The 16,983-nt window shown below is 71.2% G+C and carries 11 protein-coding genes and 1 pseudogene; 2 read left to right on the forward strand and 10 right to left on the reverse strand.

What is annotated here, in order from left to right; translation table 11 throughout:
- Window positions 1-117 precede the first annotated feature (117 nt).
- The 3 genes from ACZ6WH_RS13865 to ACZ6WH_RS13875 all read right to left on the reverse strand — a co-directional run bounded on the left by ACZ6WH_RS13865 (window position 118) and on the right by ACZ6WH_RS13875 (window position 3,082).
- On the reverse strand, window positions 118-2,223 hold the full coding sequence (locus ACZ6WH_RS13865) for a pectinesterase family protein (RefSeq protein WP_469728308.1): 2,106 nt from the start codon (window positions 2,221-2,223) through the stop codon (window positions 118-120).
- Between the two features lie 96 nt (window positions 2,224-2,319).
- Window positions 2,320-2,562 (reverse strand): DUF6411 family protein, encoded by a 243-nt coding sequence (locus ACZ6WH_RS13870; protein WP_432861732.1) that lies wholly within the window; start codon window positions 2,560-2,562, stop codon window positions 2,320-2,322.
- Window positions 2,563-2,683: 121 nt separating this feature from the next.
- Window positions 2,684-3,082, reverse strand: a complete 399-nt coding sequence (locus ACZ6WH_RS13875) for a VOC family protein (protein ID WP_469728310.1) — start codon at window positions 3,080-3,082, stop codon at window positions 2,684-2,686.
- A 92-nt stretch (window positions 3,083-3,174) separates the two neighbouring features.
- Between ACZ6WH_RS13875 and ACZ6WH_RS13880 the strand changes: the two genes are divergently transcribed.
- The gene (locus tag ACZ6WH_RS13880) at window positions 3,175-4,164 is read left to right on the forward strand and encodes a helix-turn-helix transcriptional regulator (RefSeq protein ID WP_469728311.1); all 990 of its coding nucleotides are present in this window, start codon (window positions 3,175-3,177) and stop codon (window positions 4,162-4,164) included.
- A 91-nt stretch (window positions 4,165-4,255) separates the two neighbouring features.
- On the opposite strand, the gene ACZ6WH_RS13885 is transcribed toward ACZ6WH_RS13880, so the two are convergent.
- The 7 genes and pseudogenes from ACZ6WH_RS13885 to frc form a co-directional block, all read right to left on the reverse strand.
- The gene (locus ACZ6WH_RS13885; protein ID WP_432861722.1) at window positions 4,256-5,131 is read right to left on the reverse strand and encodes a DUF4231 domain-containing protein; all 876 of its coding nucleotides are present in this window, start codon (window positions 5,129-5,131) and stop codon (window positions 4,256-4,258) included.
- Window positions 5,132-5,154: 23 nt separating this feature from the next.
- Window positions 5,155-5,784 carry a hypothetical protein gene (locus ACZ6WH_RS13890; RefSeq protein WP_469728312.1) on the reverse strand — a complete coding sequence of 210 codons (630 nt, stop codon included), beginning with the start codon at window positions 5,782-5,784 and terminating at the stop codon, window positions 5,155-5,157.
- Window positions 5,781-8,792, reverse strand: coding sequence for a WD40 domain-containing protein (locus ACZ6WH_RS13895; protein ID WP_469728313.1), 3,012 nt, complete (start codon window positions 8,790-8,792; stop codon window positions 5,781-5,783). Before ACZ6WH_RS13895 ends, ACZ6WH_RS13890 begins: the two co-directional genes overlap by 4 nt.
- Before the next feature lie 244 nt (window positions 8,793-9,036).
- Window positions 9,037-10,767, reverse strand: coding sequence for an oxalyl-CoA decarboxylase (oxc, locus tag ACZ6WH_RS13900; protein WP_469728314.1), 1,731 nt, complete (start codon window positions 10,765-10,767; stop codon window positions 9,037-9,039).
- Window positions 10,768-10,944: 177 nt separating this feature from the next.
- Entirely contained in the window at window positions 10,945-12,345 is a 1,401-nt protein-coding gene (locus ACZ6WH_RS13905; RefSeq protein ID WP_469728316.1) for an OFA family MFS transporter, read from the reverse strand.
- A gap of 113 nt (window positions 12,346-12,458) precedes the next feature.
- Window positions 12,459-14,585 (reverse strand): annotated as a pseudogene (locus ACZ6WH_RS13910) (acetate--CoA ligase family protein); the annotation flags it as partial.
- Window positions 14,586-14,588: 3 nt separating this feature from the next.
- Window positions 14,589-15,821: a formyl-CoA transferase gene (frc, locus tag ACZ6WH_RS13915; protein ID WP_469728317.1), complete on the reverse strand. Its 1,233-nt coding sequence runs from the start codon at window positions 15,819-15,821 to the stop codon at window positions 14,589-14,591.
- A 414-nt stretch (window positions 15,822-16,235) separates the two neighbouring features.
- Between frc and ACZ6WH_RS13920 the strand changes: the two genes are divergently transcribed.
- A complete protein-coding gene (locus tag ACZ6WH_RS13920) occupies window positions 16,236-16,973 on the forward strand; it encodes an acyl-CoA dehydrogenase family protein (RefSeq protein ID WP_469728318.1) in 738 nt (245 codons plus the stop codon).
- Window positions 16,974-16,983: the final 10 nt, after the last annotated feature.

A 16,983-nucleotide genomic window follows, 5' to 3' on the forward strand; every position in this document is an offset into this window, starting at 1 on the left:
GCTCCGACGGTCGCACTTGTCACATCATCTGAAACGAAAGGCTGATGGAGGAGGTTACGGCCCGTCCGGCGAGGAGCGGGCCGCGCGGCGTGACGTGCCGGGGAGCCGCCGGGCCGGCTAGGACGCGGACGGTGTCCAGTCTCCCAGCCAGTCGGCGATCTCGTACGCGGTCGCCTGCTGGTCCGTCAGTTGGGGGCGGTCCGCACCGGCCGGGCCCGCGCCCGGGCCGGTGTTGGCGTATTCGGCGAAGCGGTCGTCCTTCCAGGAGAAGCCGCCCATGTCGGTCCAGGGGGCGGTCCGCACCGCGGCGCTCAGCCGGGTGTCGCGGACGACGGTCTGGGGGTCGAGGGTGGCGTCGCCGCCCGCGTGCCAGGGCCGTCCGAGGTAGTGGCTGCGGTCGCCGACGCCGCCCTCCACCACCGAGCCGGTGATGAGGAAGCCCTTGTTACCGGCGGCCGTGGACGGCGCGGTGACGTACCCGGCCGACGTCCCGTCCCAGCGCTTCTTCAGGGTGAGGACGGACCGGTCGAGCACGGCGGTGGCCCGGCCGAAGACGAAGTCGACGTTGCCGACGACGGTGGACCTGTCGACGTACACCCGGCCGCGCCTGTCCTTCGAGGCGGTGTCGAGGAGCAGGGTGTCCTGGTCGCCCTTGACGACGATCTGCTGGAGCACCACCTTGTCGGCCGCGGTACGCAACGCGACCGCCTGGTGGCCCTCCTGGCCCTGATGGGCTGCCTCGTCGAAGTCGTTGCTGACGGTGAGGTTGCGCAGCCGGAAGTCGTCGGCCTCCACCGCGAGGGTGGCGCTGCCGGAGGTGCCGTACGTGCCGCCACCGGGCTTGGCGGTGCCCGCCGACCGGCTCTCTACGATCTGCGCGTCCGCCGCGGTCGGTCCGGTGCCCTGGATCGTGACATGCGGCTTGTTCGCCGGCACCTTCACCGCCTCGCGGTAGGTGCCCGGCTTGACGGCGATGACGATCCGCGAGGTGTTGCCGGCCGGCACGGCGTCCACGGCGGCCTGCACGGTCCGGTACTGCCCGCTGCCGTCCGCGGCGACGGTGAGGGTGGTGGCCGCGGCTGCCGCTTCGGTGCCCAGTGCGGCGCGCGGCCCGGAGCCGGCCTTGACGAGGCCGGGCACGTCGGCGGCGGGGTCGAGCGAGTACGGGTAGTACGTCTTCGGGTCGAAGGCCGTGCCGCCGCTCTCGTTGCGCCCCTCGGTGCCCTTGAAGACGTTGCCGCGCTGCACGAGCGAGGCGGTGTCGTCCTTGATGACGGGGTTGTTGACGCCGTCGAAGTAGCTGTTCTCCAGGAGCATGCTGGTCCGGCCGCGGGAGTAGTTCCCGTACGAGGACGTGATGCCGGTGCCCGGCTCGTCCTGGAGGTAGTTGTTGTAGAGGTGCGCGTGCGCGACGTTGTCCGTGGACGGGTTGCGCTGCTCGGTCTCGCGGAACCAGTTGTGGTGGACGGTGATGTCGGCCGTGACGTTGTCGGTCCAGCCGATGCCGAACGCCTTGTTGTGGTTCTCCAGCCGGTTCCAGGACACCGTCAGATACGTGGTGTCCTTGCGGCTGTCGATCAGGCCGTCGGCCATGTGCCGCAGGTCGTTGTGGTCGATCCACACGTGGTGCGCGCCGTCCATCTGCACGGCGTCCCAGTCGTGGTCCTTGTCGTTCCAGGTCCCGGCGTAGGAGTCGCGGATCGTGAGGTTGCGGATGATCACGTTGTGGACGCCCTGGCCGAGGAAGAAGCCACCACCGACGATCTCGCCGGAGGTCCCGGCCCCCACGATCGTCTTGTCGGAGGCGACCTTGATCTCCTTGCCCTTGGGGTCCATCGTGATCGCGCCGTCCACGACGATGACGTACGGCTCGGCGGCGGTGGCGTACTTCTCCAGCTCGGCGAGCGACGTGACGGTGACGGTCTTCCCGTCCCGCCCGCCGTAGGTGCCGTTCTGGCCGAGCGCGTGCACGGAGGCGAAGCCGTCCGCCGCCTCCCCGGCCCGGGCGGGGGCCGCCTCGGCGGTCCGCCCGGCGCCGCCGGTGCCTTCCGCCGCTGCCGCGCCCGCCGCGCCGAAAGCGCCGAAGGCACCGCCGCAGGCGAGGCCCGTGGCGACGAGCGCGCCCAGCGGCACGCCCGCTCGCAGGCCCCACCCGGCACCCGTTCCGCGCCGCCCGTGCCGTCCCTTCCGCGCGCGAGGTGTTCTGTCGCGTTGTGTGGTCATTCCCCGGCCTCTCCCGAAGTCGCTTGGTCGGCTGTCTTCGGGCGGTGGTCGCCGGTGAGGCGGGAAAGGTTGCCGGGTGGGCGACCGGTTCCGGTACTAGAACGGCATCCGGCCGCGGGCGCGCCGGCCGGCCGAACCGCTGCGGCCCACTGCCTTGGAGCTGCTGCTGAAGGGCTTGCTCAGGACCCGGCCCAGGAGGCCGGGGGCCTTGCCGCCGGCCCGCGACCCGGCGTGCAGCGTGCGCTGGGTGCCGCGCTGCGGGTGCCGGGACAGCCGGGGCACCAGGAAGGCCAGGACTGCCAGAACGACGCATACGGCGACTATGCCGAGAATCATCATGGAGGCTCCTTGGTCGAGGCGTATGTCCCGTGTGCCCCGCGAGGCCCGGACCATGCGGCGCGGTCACTGCCGTACGGCACCGGCAAGCCCTCCGCAGACGGCCCACCGGCGATGCGGTGTGTCAGCGCGCGAACTTCTCGATGGCCGTCGGCGTGACGGGGGTGAAGAAGTTGACGAGATTGCCGTCGGGGTCGCGGAACAGCAGTGAACGGTTGCCCCAGGGCATGGTGGTGGGCTCGTTGACGAAGCCGGTGACGAAGCCGGTCAGGTTCCGGTGCACGCGGTCCACGTCGTCGACGAGGAACTCGGTGATCACGCTGTGGTTGGCGGCCGGACGGGCGGAGCCCGGCGCGAACAGGTCGACGGTGCGGGCGCCGGCGATCGCGAGGGTGGCGTGTGGCGTCCCGATTTCGGCGAACTCCTCGGTGGCCCAGACCGCCGCCACCCCCGTGGCGCGCTCGTAGAACTCGACGAGGCGCGCGACGTCGCCGGTGATGATGCGGATCGAGACGAAGTTCATGGGTTCTCCTCGGCAGTGCTGAAGTCGTGCGCTCCGCAGGCTAGGAGAAATAGTGGACAGAATCGGTCCAGTATTCGCCGTACGCTGGGCACATGCCTCGACCCACCGGCCGCGTACTGACGCTTCTGGAGCTGCTGCAGTCGGGCGGCACCCGGACCATGGCCGAACTCGCCGACCGGCTCGGCGTCGACGGACGCACCGTGCGGCGGTACGTGGACCACCTGCTCGACCTCGACGTGCCCGTGGAATCGGTGCGCGGCCGCTACGGCGGGTACCGGCTCGCCCCCGGCCACCGTCTGCCTCCGCTCATGCTCGGCGACGACGAGGCGCTGGCCGTGCTGCTCGGCCTGGAAGCCGGCCGGCGAACGGGGCTGACGACCACGGAGCACACGGCGGGCGAGACGGCCGCGGCCAAGATCCGGCGCGTGCTGCCCCGGCACGTCGCCCGCCGGCTCGACGCACTGCTGGAGTCCATCGCCTTCACGGACCGGCCAGGGGAGTTCGACCCCCCGGACGCCGAGGTCCTGCTGGCCGTCGCCGACGCGGTGCGCCACTGCCGGCCGGTCGCGATCCGGTACACCGACCGTGCTGACCGCCGCAGCGAGCGGACGCTGCACGCGTACGGGATCGTCGCCCACGCGGGCCGGTGGTACGTCACGGGCAGGGACGCCGGGATCGGCGAGGACCGGACCTTCCGCCTCGACCGCATCGCGGACGCGCGGCCCCTGCCCGGATCGTTCGAGGTGCCCGACGGGCCCGGCCCGGCCCAGCGCGTGCTGTCAGGGTTCGCCACGGCCGAGTACCGGCACGAGGTGACCCTGCGGATCCAGGGAACGGCCGAGCAGATCCGCACCCGCCTTCCCGCCGGCGTCGCGAGCCTGGCGGAGCCGGCGCCCGCGACGGGCGAGGACGGGGCGCCCGAGCACTGGCTGCGCGTCGACGTACGGGCGGAGCGGCTCGACTGGTTGCCTCCGGTGCTCGCCGCACTCGACCTGCCCTTCGTCATCGAGCGCCCCGCCGAACTCCGCGATCGCGTCCTCGCACTCGCCGACCGCCTCGCACACCGCGCCCGCCAGGGCTGAGCGGAGAGCGTGTTGCCGCCTTGAGCGGAGCGCCTGCTGCCGCCTTGAGCGGCGAACGTGGTGGTGTCCTGCCGGCGGACGCGTGGGTGCCTCACATGTGCGAAGCACGCCACAGGGTGTGTTCGCGCGAGATGGCGTCCTCGGCGTTCGCCACGAAGGTCGCCCATTCCGCCTCGGTGTCCGGGCGTTGGGCGCGGAAGGCGATCGTCGCCAGCTCGTGCCGGGCGACGGCGTACGCGACGGCGAGGGTCTTGTGCTGCTTGGTCTGCACCCACGCGGTGCCTCCCGCGGCGAGCGCCGCGCACACACCGAGCAGGTCGACGTCGATGACGCCCGTCACCTTGGCGACGCCCGCACAGACCCCGAGCAGTTCGAGGACCGTGAGGGCGAGCGCCCAGACGGTGCTTCGGCGCTCGTTCCACCGCGACTTGGTGCCGTACCACTCACGCTGGCCTTCGATGCGTTCGTGCAGATAGATCGCCCGGCGTTCCTCCAGGGACAGCCGGCGCACCCGCGTCATCCCGGTGGTGACCTGCTCGGGGGTGCCCCCGTCGGGGACGAGCCAGGCGGCCTCGACATCGGCCTCGATCTCGGCGAACCGGGTCAGCAGCAGCTCGGCGGCGGTCTCGGCCTCGGTCTCCTCGGTGCCCATCGGGCTGCCGCCGACCATGTAGCGCCAGGTGAGCGTCTTCGCCGACTCGGCCACCGCGCGCCCCTCGTACCAGATGCGGTCCGGGCGTTCCTTGAGCAGATACACCTCGGTGACCACGGCCGCGCAGAACGCCACCACCGATCCGGCCGCGGCGACGTCCGCGCCGTTGACCCGCCAGCTGAACACGCCCAGCGCGGCCGCGGCGATCAGCGCCCCCAGCTGGCACTTGGTCGCCAGCAGATAACGCCGTTGCCCCCGGAGGGAGTTGACGTCGGCGGCCCTGAAGAGCGCCGGAAAGTCCTCGTATGCAGGCATGGTCCCCCGTTCGATGTCCCGTCCTACTTACCCGGCTTCCGCTCGAAGCTCTTGCCGTTCCAGGTGAAGGTGCGCTCGACCCGCAACGAAGGGCAGCAGAAAGGGTCGTCAGGAGTGTAGGCGGCGAGGTCGATCGTCACGGACTTCCCGGAGAAGGAGACGGCGCCCACCCTCGGTCCAGGGCCGTTCGCCTTCTCCTCGGCGCTGAGCAGCACCCCGATACGCCGGGGGGCGTCCGGGGACGACGAGCCGTCGTACACCTCCAGTTGCTGGGGGTAGGTGGAGGCCTGGTGGCGGCAGGTGAACCAGACGAACGCATCGGGCACTCCGGTACCGCGTACGTCGGCGAACCGGGTGTCCAGGATCTCGACCCCTTCGTTGCCCGCGCCGGTGCAGTCGATGTCGTCGATCACGGTGGCCCAGTCCGTGTCCGCCAGTGGCGTCGCTCCGGGCGAGCCGGGCTCGCCCGGTGAGCCCTTCCCGCCGGTGGCCTCCGTGGTGCGGGAGTGGTCCTTGCCCTGCGCGTCGCCGCCCTCCTCCCGACCGCCGCAGCCGGCGACGAGCAGGGTCGCGAGGAGCGCCAGGAGAACGGACAGGCACAACAGGAGTGAACGGCCCAGGGGCCGCCGGGCACTGGGGACGGAGCGCGTCATCGTCTGCTCTCCTCGGTCGAGTGCGGCTGGAGCGGTAGGACCGGTTGGTCGCGGATGCGCGAGGGGTCGGCGCAGATCCGTGCGGCGACGCCGGTGGCGCCGGTCAGTTCGGGGGTGTTCCGTGTGCGGTGCAATGCCTTGCCGACCAGGCGGCACAGGTGCCGTTCCGTGCTGCCCTGCCACAGTCGTACCGCCCCGTCCGCACCGCCGCTGACCAGCCGGGTACCGTCCGGCGACCAGCTCAGCGCCGTGACGCGCCCGTCGTGCGCCTTCTCCCGGAGCTGTGGCGGGGCGTCCCGGCGCGGTTCCCACCAGCGGATCGTCCCCGCGCCGTCGCCCGCAGCCAGCCGCGTGGAGTCGGCGGACCAGGCCAGCGCCTCGACGGAGCTGTCACCGGACCTGAGCACGCCCGGCAGCGGTGTGCCGGTCTCGCCGTCCCACAGCCGGATCGTGCCGTCCACACCACCGACGGCGATCAGCTTGCCGTCCGGCGACCAGGCCATGCTGCGCCCCAGATGCGAGGACTTCTTCGGCGCTGCGCCCCAGGGCTGTCCGCTCGCGGCGCCCCAGAGGTGCAGCGAGCCGTCGGGCAGCACTGCGGCCACGTGGCGGCTGTCCGGGGACCATGCCACGGAGCGCACTCCCCGCCCGTGATCCTCACCCCCGCCGGTGGCGTCACGCGGCTGACTGCGCGTGGGCTTTCCGGTGGTGGCGTGCCAGATCCGGACCGTACCGCCGCGCGTCCCGGAGGCGACTCGCGTCCCGTCCGGGGACCAGGCAGCGGTGGTGGCACCGCCGCTGCCCCACCAGTGCGCGCCGGTGGCCGCACCGCCGGGCAGCGTACGGGGCAGCAGACCGTCCTGCCCCGCCCTCAGCAGGCGACGCCCCTTCGGATCCCACGCGACGGCCGTGACATCGTCACCGGCCCGGCGCCGCCGCTGCGGGCTGTCGAGGACGGGCTTTCCCGTACGGGGATCCCAGACCCACACGGCGCCGTCGCCACTGCCGCCGGCGAGGTGACGGCCGTCCGGCGACCAGGCCACGGAGCTGATGGCCTCGGTGGGTCCGGACAAGCGGGCCTCGGGGGGCGGCGGGGGCGCGACCTCCCACACACGCATGACGGACCTCGCCGGGCCGTTCTGGCCGTCCGATGCGTCGCTGACGAACGTGCCCGCCAGGAAACGGCCGTCGGGAGACCAGGCGAGTCCGCCGGTGAGCGAGCGGCTGCTGTCCCGCCCGAGTACCGGGCCGACCGGTTCACCGGTGCCCGGATCCCACAGCCGGACGGTGCCGTCGAAGTCGGCAGCGGCCACCCGGCGGCCGTCGGGCGACCAGCTGATCTCCTTGACCCCGTCGCCGAGCCGGTCGGACGAGGCGGCCGTGACCTTCCCCGTACGCCCGTCCCGCCACGTGATGCGCCCGTCCCTGCTGCCGACGGCGATACGGCGGCCGTCCGGTGACCAGGACGGCCTCATGAACTCGCGCCCCGCCCGCTCGGCCCACAGCAGCCTGCCCCGTCGTACGTCCCAGACCTTGAGCGACTCGAAGGCGAGGGAGCACAGGAACCTGCCGTCGGGCGACCAGGACAGGCCGTGGATCCGCTCCGACGACCGCGACCCGGGCAGCGGATCCTTCACGAGGGGTCGACCGGTCTCGGCACTCCACAGGCTGACGCCGCCCCGGACCGACGCCACGGCGAGCGTGTCCCCCTTCGGGGCGAACTCCATGGCGCTGACGTCGGTGTACTCGTCCGGCAGCGCGTACGGCCCCGCGGTGATGCTGCCGGAGGCGCTGTCGCGCACGGCGTAGGAGGGCGGTCCGTACGTGGATTCCTTGCGGGAGAGCAGCAACGACCGGCCGTTCCCGCTCCACTGAACCGAATTGAGCCGCAGCCGTTCGAATTTGAGCTCGGCCGGCTTCCGGTACGAAACGGCGGCCCTGCCCTCCCGCACGTTCCAGCGGGCCACTCCCCCGATCGTGTCGGCCACCCAGATCCGCGAACCGTCCGGGGACCACCGCACCGAGGCGTCGAAGAAGTCCTGCGCCGGAACCTCGCCGACCAGCCGCGCCTGCCACGAGTCGAGGCCGCGCACCGCCGCCGCGAACGCGGCACGGGCCTCGGGGAGGGGCGGGGTGACGCGCTGTTCCGCGGCGATGGCGTAGGCCAGTGCCGTGTAGGGGTCGGAGGCGTTGCGGGACTGCGCCGCGTACTGGCGAACCTCGGCCAGCGCCGTCTGCTCCCGGGCCGTGTTCCGCTGCTGCACAGCGGTCACGGCGGCGAATGCGGCGATGACGGCGAGGGCGGCCAGGACGGCGGTCGTCAGCAGCACGTGCCGCCGCGACCTGCGGTGCTGGCGGATGTCCTCGCCGATCAGCTGGTCCTTGGCGATGCCGCGCAGGGGGGCCGCCAGGGTTGCCACCGCGGTGCGGAACTCCGGGTCGCGCAGCGACAGTTCCGGCCTGGTGCGGGCCCACCCCAGGAGCACCGCGTTGGGCTCCTCCCGGAAGCGGCCCGACAGGCATCTCGGCAGTGCGGTCGTGCGCCGCCAGTCGAAGTCGCCCAGGGCCGCGTCCCAGGCCATACCGGGTGGTTGACGGCTGCCGTCGGGGGGCGGGTCGGTGAGGACGATCACGAGGTGGTCGACGCCCCGGTGGGTGCACCAGTACTCGACCTCCTGCTCCACCCAGGGCGCCCGGGCCGACTGCTCGCAGGCCAGGAGGACGAAGAAGCGGGACGCGTCCATCGCTTCCCGGAGGGAACTCCACAGCTGGGAGCTCGCGGCCAGGCTGCCCTCGTCGCGGAAGACCCGCAGGGCACGGAGTCGGTACCACGGTTTGGCGAACGCGTGCAGACCGTGCTGGAGGCCGCGGGCCACTGCACCGTCGGCGGCCCTGCTGTACGAGAGGAAGGCGTCGTACGCGAAGCGCTCCTCCGGCTCCGGCGGCACGGCAGGGAGCCCGCCGCCGGATAATCGGCGTGCGGCCGGGAAACGAAGGATCCTCACCACGGTGCCAGACTCCCGGAAGCCGCTGTACGCGCGCCATCACTTCGATGCTGACGACACAGATTGGCAGAGGGGGGCTGGAGGGGGAAGAGGGCCGTGCGGTGCGGGATTTCCGGGGGCTGGGACTCGTCAGCGCACCGCCCGGCTCCCCCCTGCTCATGCAGGAGCGGAGCCGGGCGGTGCGCTTCGTGCGGGCCGGGCGGTGCGCCTCGCGCGCGGGCCGGGCCGTGGGGAGGCCCGGGGTGGTTCAGCCGCCGATGCCCTTCGGATTGAGGTGGGCGATCCGGCCGCTTTCGGTGCCGTCCGAGGGGTCGATGACGCAGTCGATGAGGGCCGGCGTGCGCGCCGCCAGTGCCTCGCGGAGCGCGGCGGCGACCTCGGCGGGCGTCGTCGCCCGGTACCCCTTGCCGCCGAAGGCCTCGATCATCACGTCGTGGCGGGCCTTGAGGGCGGTCGGCGCCGGGTCGTCGGTCGGTGAGGCTCCGTCGCCCCGGTAGACGCCGCTGTTGTTGAAGACGAGGGTGACGACGGGCAGGTTGTAGCGGCAGATGGTCTCCACTTCCATGCCGCTGAATCCGAAGGCGCTGTCGCCCTCCAGCGCGACGACCGGTTCGCCGGTCTCGACGGCGGCCGCGATCGCGTAGCCCATGCCGATGCCCATGACGCCCCAGGTACCGCTGTCCAGCCGGCGGCGCGGGGACGGCATGCCGATGGCGCTGCGGGCGAGGTCGAGTGTGTTGGCCCCTTCGTTGACGAGGTAGGTCCGCGGGTTCTCCGCCAGTACGTCGCGGATCGCCTGCAGCGCGCCCAGGAATTTCATGGGGCTCGCGCTCTTCGCGGTTTCGAGCCGCTTGGCCATCTTGGAGACGTTCTGTTCGGTGCGGGCGCGGAGTTCCTCCCGCCATGGGCCCGGTACCGCGATCCGGCCGGGCTTGCTCCGCTCGGCGAGCGCCTCCATGACCGAGCCCACGTCACCGACGAGGGGCGCCGCGATGGGCTGGTTGCTGTCCATCTCGGCGGCGGCGATGTCGACCTGGACGAACTTGGCGTCCGGGCTCCACTGCGGCGCCTCGCCGTGTCCCAGGAGCCAGTTGAGCCGCGCGCCGACGAGCATGACCACGTCGGCGCGGCGCAGGGCGAGGGACCGGGCGGTGGCCGCCGACTGCGGATGGTCGTCGGGCAGCAGGCCCTTGGCCATCGACATCGGCAGGTAGGGCACTCCGGTGGCCTCGATGAACTCGCGGATCTGCGCGTCGGCGCGGGCGTACGCGGCCCCCTTGCCCAGGACGACCAGCGGCCGTTCGGCGTTCGCGAGCAGGTCGATCGCGCGGTCGACGGCTTCGGGCTCGGGCAGCTGGCGCGGCGCCGGATCGACGGGGGCCCACAGCGAGGCCGCGCCCTTCCCGGCGTCGATGACCTCGCCCAGGACCGCGGCGGGGATGTCGAGGTAGACGCCGCCGGGACGTCCGGAGACCGCGGTGCGGATGGCGCGGGCGATGCCGCGGCCGATGTCCTCGGCACGGTGGACGCGGTACGCCGCCTTGGCGAAGGGCCTGGCCGCCGCCAGCTGGTCCATCTCTTCGTAGTCGCCCCGCTGGAGGTCGACCAGGTGCCGTTCGCTGGATCCGGATATCTGGACCATCGGGAAGCAGTTCGTGGTGGCGTTGGCGAGCGCCACGAGGCCGTTGAGGAACCCCGGAGCGGACACCGTCAGGCAGATGCCCGGCTTCTTCGTCAGGAACCCGGCAGCGGCCGCGGCGTGCCCGGCGTCGCTCTCGTGCCGGAAGCCGATGTAGCGGAGCCCTTCGCGCTGGGCGAGGCGCGCCAGGTCGGTGATCGGGATGCCGACCACGCCGTAGAGGTTCTGCACCCCGTTGAGTTTGAGCGCGTCGACGACCAGATGGATTCCGTCGGTGAGGGCGGCCGGGGCGTCGTCGGCACCCCCGTTCGCCGTTTCCGGGATGGCTGCGTCGGTCATGGTCAGGATCCTCCCTGGACGGTTGCGCTCTGAGTCGTACGTCGTGGAACGTGCGGACACTCGGGTATGCGGCTGGTCCCGGCCACCCCCGGCGGGTGTGCGTGCGGCACGGGGCGCACTGCACGCACATCCGTCGATCGTTCCGCCGGCCGTGCCCGTCGGGCGGCCTCGCGGCCGTCAGACCGCTTCGCGGCTGATGGGCTGCGGGTTGGGTGTGATGCCCCGTGCTTTGGGGCGGCCCGGCTGGCTCAGCGTGAGCGCGACCAGCGCCGAGGCCATGGAGATCACGCCGGCGAGGGCGTAGGCGCCGTAGTAGCCCCAGTCCTCGACCACTATCGCGCCCATGCCGCCGCCGAAGAGGCCGCTGACCAGCTTGCCGCTGTAGACGATGCCGTAGTTGGTGGCGTTGTAGTTCTCACCGAAGTAGTCCGGCGTGAGCGCCGCGAACATCGGGAAGAACGCGCCGCCGCCGAATCCGGAGAGGAAGGCGAAGGCCAGGAACAGCCACTCGTTGTGCGTCTTGCCTGCCCAGATCACCCCGAACTGGGCCAGGCCCAGGATCACGATGATGTACACCAGGGTCGCCTTGCGTCCCAGCATGTCCGAGAGCCAGCCCGTGATGGCCCGGCCGACGCCGTTGACGACGGACATGACGCCCATGGAGGACGCGGCCACCAGCGGCCCGAAGCCGACGTCCTTGGCGAAGGCGACCTGGAAGGAGATGCCGAAGATCGATACCCCGCCGCACATCACCAGGCTGAACCACATCAGCGGGAGCCGGCCGGTCTTCATGGCTTCCTTGGGCGTGTACTGCCGCACCGCCGGCGGGTTCTTCTGGAGGCTGCGGGTGTTCTTCGGCGCGCTGGCGTACGTCAGCGGGTCGACATGGTTCGGCCACCAGTTCTTCGGCGGATCCTTGAAGAAGTAGGCGCACACGGCCACGATCACCAGCACGTACACGCCGATGAGGTCCAGCACCTCGTGGTAATTGCTGGTGTCGAAGGCGTAGTTGAAGATGAAGATGAAGGGCAGCGCGCCATAGGCGAAACCACCGTTCACGAACCCCGTCTTCGCTCCGCGCCGTTCCGGGAACCACTTGCCCACCATGTTGATGCACGTGGCGTACACCAGGCCGGAGCCGATGCCGCCCACCACGCCGAAGCCGAGGATGGCGAGCCACACGTTGTCCATGTGCGACAGGCTCGCGAAGCTGATGAGGTTCAGCACCGCGCCGATGTACATGGCACTCCTGGCGGTGAGGATGCCCCGCTCCCGCAGCCAGCCGGCCGGGAAGGCGATGCCCGCCTGGGAGAAGACCCAGATGCTGAGGATCCAGAAGGTGTCCGTCTGGCTCCAGCCGTGGGCGTGCCCGAGTGTGTCCTCCGCCGATCCGTAGGCGTACTCCGACACGCTGATGGCCATCATCGCGATCCACGGAAGGTAGACCATCAGCTTGCGCGAGTGACCGAGGATGTCCCGGTCCGTCTCGCCCATCCGGTATACGCGTCCTCTGCTGTCCGTGATCTCCCGGTACGCCGTCGCCGGCCCACCGGGGACTTGCTGCCGTTCTGAGGTCATGTTGTCCCCTTGGCATTGAGAAGAACCCGAACTGCGCCTCCTGTCTCACCCCTTCCTTCCGTCGGGCGGCTGTGGTGGCAGCCGCTGCGTCCGTGTACGGATCCGGTGTCCTGGAGCAGTCCCGCCGCGCGTGCCCAGCGGTACTTCGCGCCCAGTGCCGCCACCGGCTTCTCCGTGGTGTAGGGATAGGCGACGACACCGTGCTCGAAGAGGTACTGGCAGGCCTCCTCGACCTCGACGTCGCCCGCGAGCGACGCCACCACCGGCTTCTCGATCCCCTTCTGCCGCGCCTCGGCCACCGCCTTCGCCGTCAGCTCGGCGAAGACCATCGGCGGGGTCACGATCGTGTGCCAGTAGCCCAGTACGAGCGCGTGGATGCGGGGGTCTTCCAGGCCGAGCCGGATGGTCGCTTCGTAGGTGGAGGACGGCTCGCCTCCGGTGATGTCGATCGGGTTGCCGGCGGCGCCGAAGGGCGGGATGAAGCCGCGGAACGCCTCGTCGAGGTCCGGCGGGATCTCCATCAGCGACAGCCCGTTGTCGACGATGGCGTCCGAGAGCAGCACGCCGGAGCCGCCGGCCCCCGTGATGATGACGACGTTGTCGCCCTTCGGCGCGGGCATGACGGGCAGCGCCCTGGCGTACTCCAGCATTTCGTTCAGTCCGGGCGCGCGGATCACTCCTGCCTGGCGCAGCACGTCGTCGTAGACGGCGTCGTCGCCGGCGAGTGCGCCCGTGTGCGAGCCGGCCGCCTTCGCTCCCGCGCTGGTCCGCCCGGCCTTGAGCACCACGACCGGCTTCTTCGGCACGGTGGCGCGGGCCGCCTCGACGAATGCCCGGCCGTCCTTGAGGTCCTCCAGGTGCATGGCGATGCACTTCGTGTGGGGGTCCTCGCCGAAGTAGGTCAGCAGGTCGTCCTCGTCCACGTCGGACTTGTTGCCGAGGCCGACGATGGCCGAGACACCGGTCTTCGTGGTGCGGGCGAAGCCCAGGATCGCCATGCCGATGCCGCCGGACTGCGAGGTGAGGGCCACACCGCCCTTCACGTCGTACGGCGTGCAGAAGGTGGCGCACAGGTCCTGCCACGGCGAGTAGTAGCCGTAGATGTTCGGGCCCAGCAGCCGTACCCCGTGCTCCTCGGCGATCTCCACGATCCGCTGCTGGAGCGCGTGCTCGCCGGTCTCCGCGAAGCCGGAGGGGATGAGCACCGCGTTGGGGATGCCCTTGCGGCCCACCTCCTCAAGAGCCGCGGGCACGAACTTCGCCGGGATGGCGAACACCGCCACGTCGACGTCGCCCGGCACGTCGGTCACGGACTTGTACGCCTTGCGGCCGAGGATGTCGTCGGCCTTGGGGTTCACCGGGTGGATCTCGCCCGGGAAGCCGCCGTCGATGAGGTTGCGCATCACCGAGTTGCCGATCTTTCCCGGCTCGTTCGAGGCACCGATGACGGTGACGGACCGCGGCTCCATCAGCCGCCGCATCGCCCCGAGGATCTCCTCGCGCGAGTAGCGGCGCCGCTCGGCGCGGAGCGCGTCGGTGAGCAGGATGCGCACGTCGGCGGCGATCACCCCGTCCTCCGTCGCGAAGACCGGGTTGAGGTCCACCTCGGCGATCTCGGGGAAGTCGGCGGCCAGTTGAGAGACCTTGACGATGAGTCCGGCGAGCGCCTCCCGGTCGACGGCCTTTCCGCCCCGCACGCCGTGCAGTACGTCCGCTGCCTTGATCGAGTCGAGCATCGACAGGGCGTCGTCGTGGCCGGCCGGGGCGAGCCGGAAGGTGATGTCCTTGACCACCTCCACCAGCACACCGCCGAGCCCGAAGGCGACGACCTTGCCGAAGGTGGGGTCGGTGACGGCACCGACCAGCACCTCCTGCCCGGCCGGCACCATCTGCTGCACCTGCACGCCGGTGATGCCGGCCGCCGGGTCGTACGCCTTCGCGTTGGCGACGATCTCGGTGAACGCGGCGCGTACCTCTTCCGTCGAGGCCACGCCGATCCGTACTCCGCCCGCGTCCGTCTTGTGCAGGATCTGCGGGGAGACGATCTTCATGGCGACCGGGAAGCCGATGCGGTCCGCCAGGGCCACCGCTTCGTCGGCGGTCGTCGCCAGTTCTTCGGCGGGTGTCGGGATGGCGTACGCGTCGGTGATCCGCTTGCCTTCGGGGGCCGTCAGGGCCGTACGCCCCTCCGCCCGGGCCGCGTCCAGCACCTCGCGCACGGCCTTCGTGTCGAACGACATGGGTCAGATCACTCCGTTCGCCTTGAGCAGCGCCAGTTCCTCTTCGGAAAGCCCGAGTTCGCTCCCGTACACCTCTGCGTTGTGCTCGCCGAGCAGCGGCGAGGAGGTGATCTCCACCGGGGAGTCGGAGAGCTTCATGGGAGAGCCGACGGTGGTGAAGGTGCCGCGCTCGGGATGCTCGACCTGGACGATCATGCCGTTGGCGACCAGTGACTCGTCCTCGACGATCTCCTTGGTGGAGAGGATCGGACCGCACGGGATGTTGTGCGCGTTGAGCGCCCCCAGCACCTCCCACTTGGGCAGCGTGGCCGACCACTCCTCGATCAGCTGGAACATCTTGTCCAGCTTCGGCAGCCGCGCCTCCGGGGTGTTCCAGTCCGGGTCCTCGGCCAGCTCGGGCCGGCCGATGAGCTTCGCGAGCGGCTCCCAGCCGACCGGCTGCACGATCACGTAGACGTAGTCGTTGGGGCCGCCGGGCGCGCACTTGACGGCCCAGCCGGGCTGTCCGCCGCCGGAGGCGTTGCCGGAGCGCGGCACCTCGTCGCCGAAGTCCTCGTTCGGGTACTCGTTCAACGGGCCGTGGGCCAGCCGCTGGTGGTCGCGCAGCTTCACGCGGCACAGGTTCAGCACCGAGTGCTGCATGGCCACCGTCACGCGCTGCCCGCGTCCGGTCCGCTCGCGCTGGAGGAGCGCCGCGAGGATGCCGGTCACCAGGTGCACGCCGGTGCCCGAGTCGCCGATCTGCGCGCCGGTGGCCGTGGGCGGGCCGTCCTCGAATCCGGTCGTGGACATGGAGCCGCCCATTGCCTGGGCGACGACCTCGTACGCCTTGTAGGAGGTGTACGGACCCTCGCCGAAGCCCTTGATGGAGGCGAAGACCAGTCGTGGATTGATCTGCTTGATGCGGTCCCAGGTGAACCCCATCCGGTCGACCGCGCCCGGGCCGAAGTTCTCCACCATCACGTCGCTGCGCCGGATCAGCTCGGTGAGCAGCTCCTTGCCGCGGTCGGTCTTGGTGTTGAGGGTGATGCTGCGCTTGTTGCAGTTCAGCATCGTGAAGTAGAGGGAGTCGACGTCCGGGACGTCCCGCAGTTGCTTGCGGGTGATGTCGCCGCTCGTCGCCTCCACCTTGATCACGTCGGCGCCGAACCAGGCCAGCAACTGCGTGGCGGAGGGGCCTGACTGTACGTGCGTCATGTCGAGGACACGTACGCCGTCGAGTGCCTTGGTCGTCACTGTGGTCACCTCACTTGTCCGTGGTGGGTCCGTGGTTCCGGGACACAGGCGTTCGCACCGGATGTTCGGAAGAGCGGCCTGCGTGACCGGAGGAAAGAGCGCAACGAACCTCCTCGCCGTGGCTGCCCGGCGTGCGGGCCGAATGGCCGTACGACTGCGGGGCCTAGAGCAACGAATACTGTATGCAATGCGTGGGTGTCCAGGGCCGCGCAGGAAGTTCCAGGTGAGGCGCGAGGGGGCGCGCCAGGTCCGGTGACCCCACATCAGATCGCGCCACCGCGAGGGGGTTCGCAGCCGAACGTCGAAGGAATACTGTATGCAATCAGCACGGCGGACGCGACCCCGCGGCCACCTTCCCGAGCCGTGCCCTACAGCCGTCGCGGACCACTCCGCCAGGACTCCAGGGGGCGCCCCATGTCGTACCGCACCGGCCTCTCCCACGTCATGAGCACCGTCATCGGACCCTGCGCCAAACAGACCGACAGGCGTGGAAACTTCCCCCGCGCCGCCGTGAACGCGCTGGGCCGGGCCGGCCTCCTGGGACTCACCGTCTCCGCCGAAGCCGGCGGCGGGGGCCGGGGGCCGACCGAGGCCGCCGAGGTGGTGCGGGACATCTCCCGCGTCTGCCCGGCGACCGGGGCCGTACTGCGGTCCCACTACGCGGCCGTCGCCGTCCTCGACGCCTACGGCAGCCCCTGGTTGCGCCGGCGGATCGCCGCCGGAGAGCACCTGAGCACACTGGCGCTGACGGAGGCCGGCGAGAGCGCGACAGGGGCGCCGGCTCCCGGGACGCGCTCGACGGCGACCCGCACCGGAGAGGTCGTGGCGCTCAGCGCGCGCAAGCGCGACGTGGTCGGGGCGGCGGAGGCGGACAGCTACCTCTGGTCCTCCCGGGCCGTCGACGGGCGCGACGGGATGACGCTCTGGCTCGTACCGGCGGACGCCGCGGGCCTGTTCGTGCCGGCCCGGCCGGACGGCGAGGGTCCGCGCGGCAGCGCCACCGCCACGGTCTGCGCCGATCCCGTCCTGGTCCCGGCGGGCGCGATGCTCGGGCCGAACGGCGGCGGTCTCGACCTCGTACTGGGCTCCGTCCTGCCGTGGTTGGCCGCGACGCCCGTGCCGGCCGCCGGGGAAAGGCTGCCGGCCTCGTGACCACCGGAGG

Source organism: Streptomyces sp. NPDC050806 (assembly GCF_055586425.1).

Excerpts from the sequence above, each read along its gene's own strand:
- ACZ6WH_RS13865 (WP_469728308.1), bottom strand. The coding sequence starts at position 2,223 with ATGACCACACAACGCGACAGAACACCTCGCGCGCGGAAGGGACGGCAC.
- ACZ6WH_RS13870 (WP_432861732.1), bottom strand. The coding sequence starts at position 2,562 with ATGATGATTCTCGGCATAGTCGCCGTATGCGTCGTTCTGGCAGTCCTG.
- ACZ6WH_RS13875 (WP_469728310.1), bottom strand. The coding sequence starts at position 3,082 with ATGAACTTCGTCTCGATCCGCATCATCACCGGCGACGTCGCGCGCCTC.
- ACZ6WH_RS13880 (WP_469728311.1), top strand. The coding sequence starts at position 3,175 with ATGCCTCGACCCACCGGCCGCGTACTGACGCTTCTGGAGCTGCTGCAG.
- ACZ6WH_RS13885 (WP_432861722.1), bottom strand. The coding sequence starts at position 5,131 with ATGCCTGCATACGAGGACTTTCCGGCGCTCTTCAGGGCCGCCGACGTC.
- ACZ6WH_RS13890 (WP_469728312.1), bottom strand. The coding sequence starts at position 5,784 with ATGACGCGCTCCGTCCCCAGTGCCCGGCGGCCCCTGGGCCGTTCACTC.
- oxc (WP_469728314.1), bottom strand. The coding sequence starts at position 10,767 with ATGACCGACGCAGCCATCCCGGAAACGGCGAACGGGGGTGCCGACGAC.
- ACZ6WH_RS13905 (WP_469728316.1), bottom strand. The coding sequence starts at position 12,345 with ATGACCTCAGAACGGCAGCAAGTCCCCGGTGGGCCGGCGACGGCGTAC.
- ACZ6WH_RS13920 (WP_469728318.1), top strand. The coding sequence starts at position 16,236 with ATGTCGTACCGCACCGGCCTCTCCCACGTCATGAGCACCGTCATCGGA.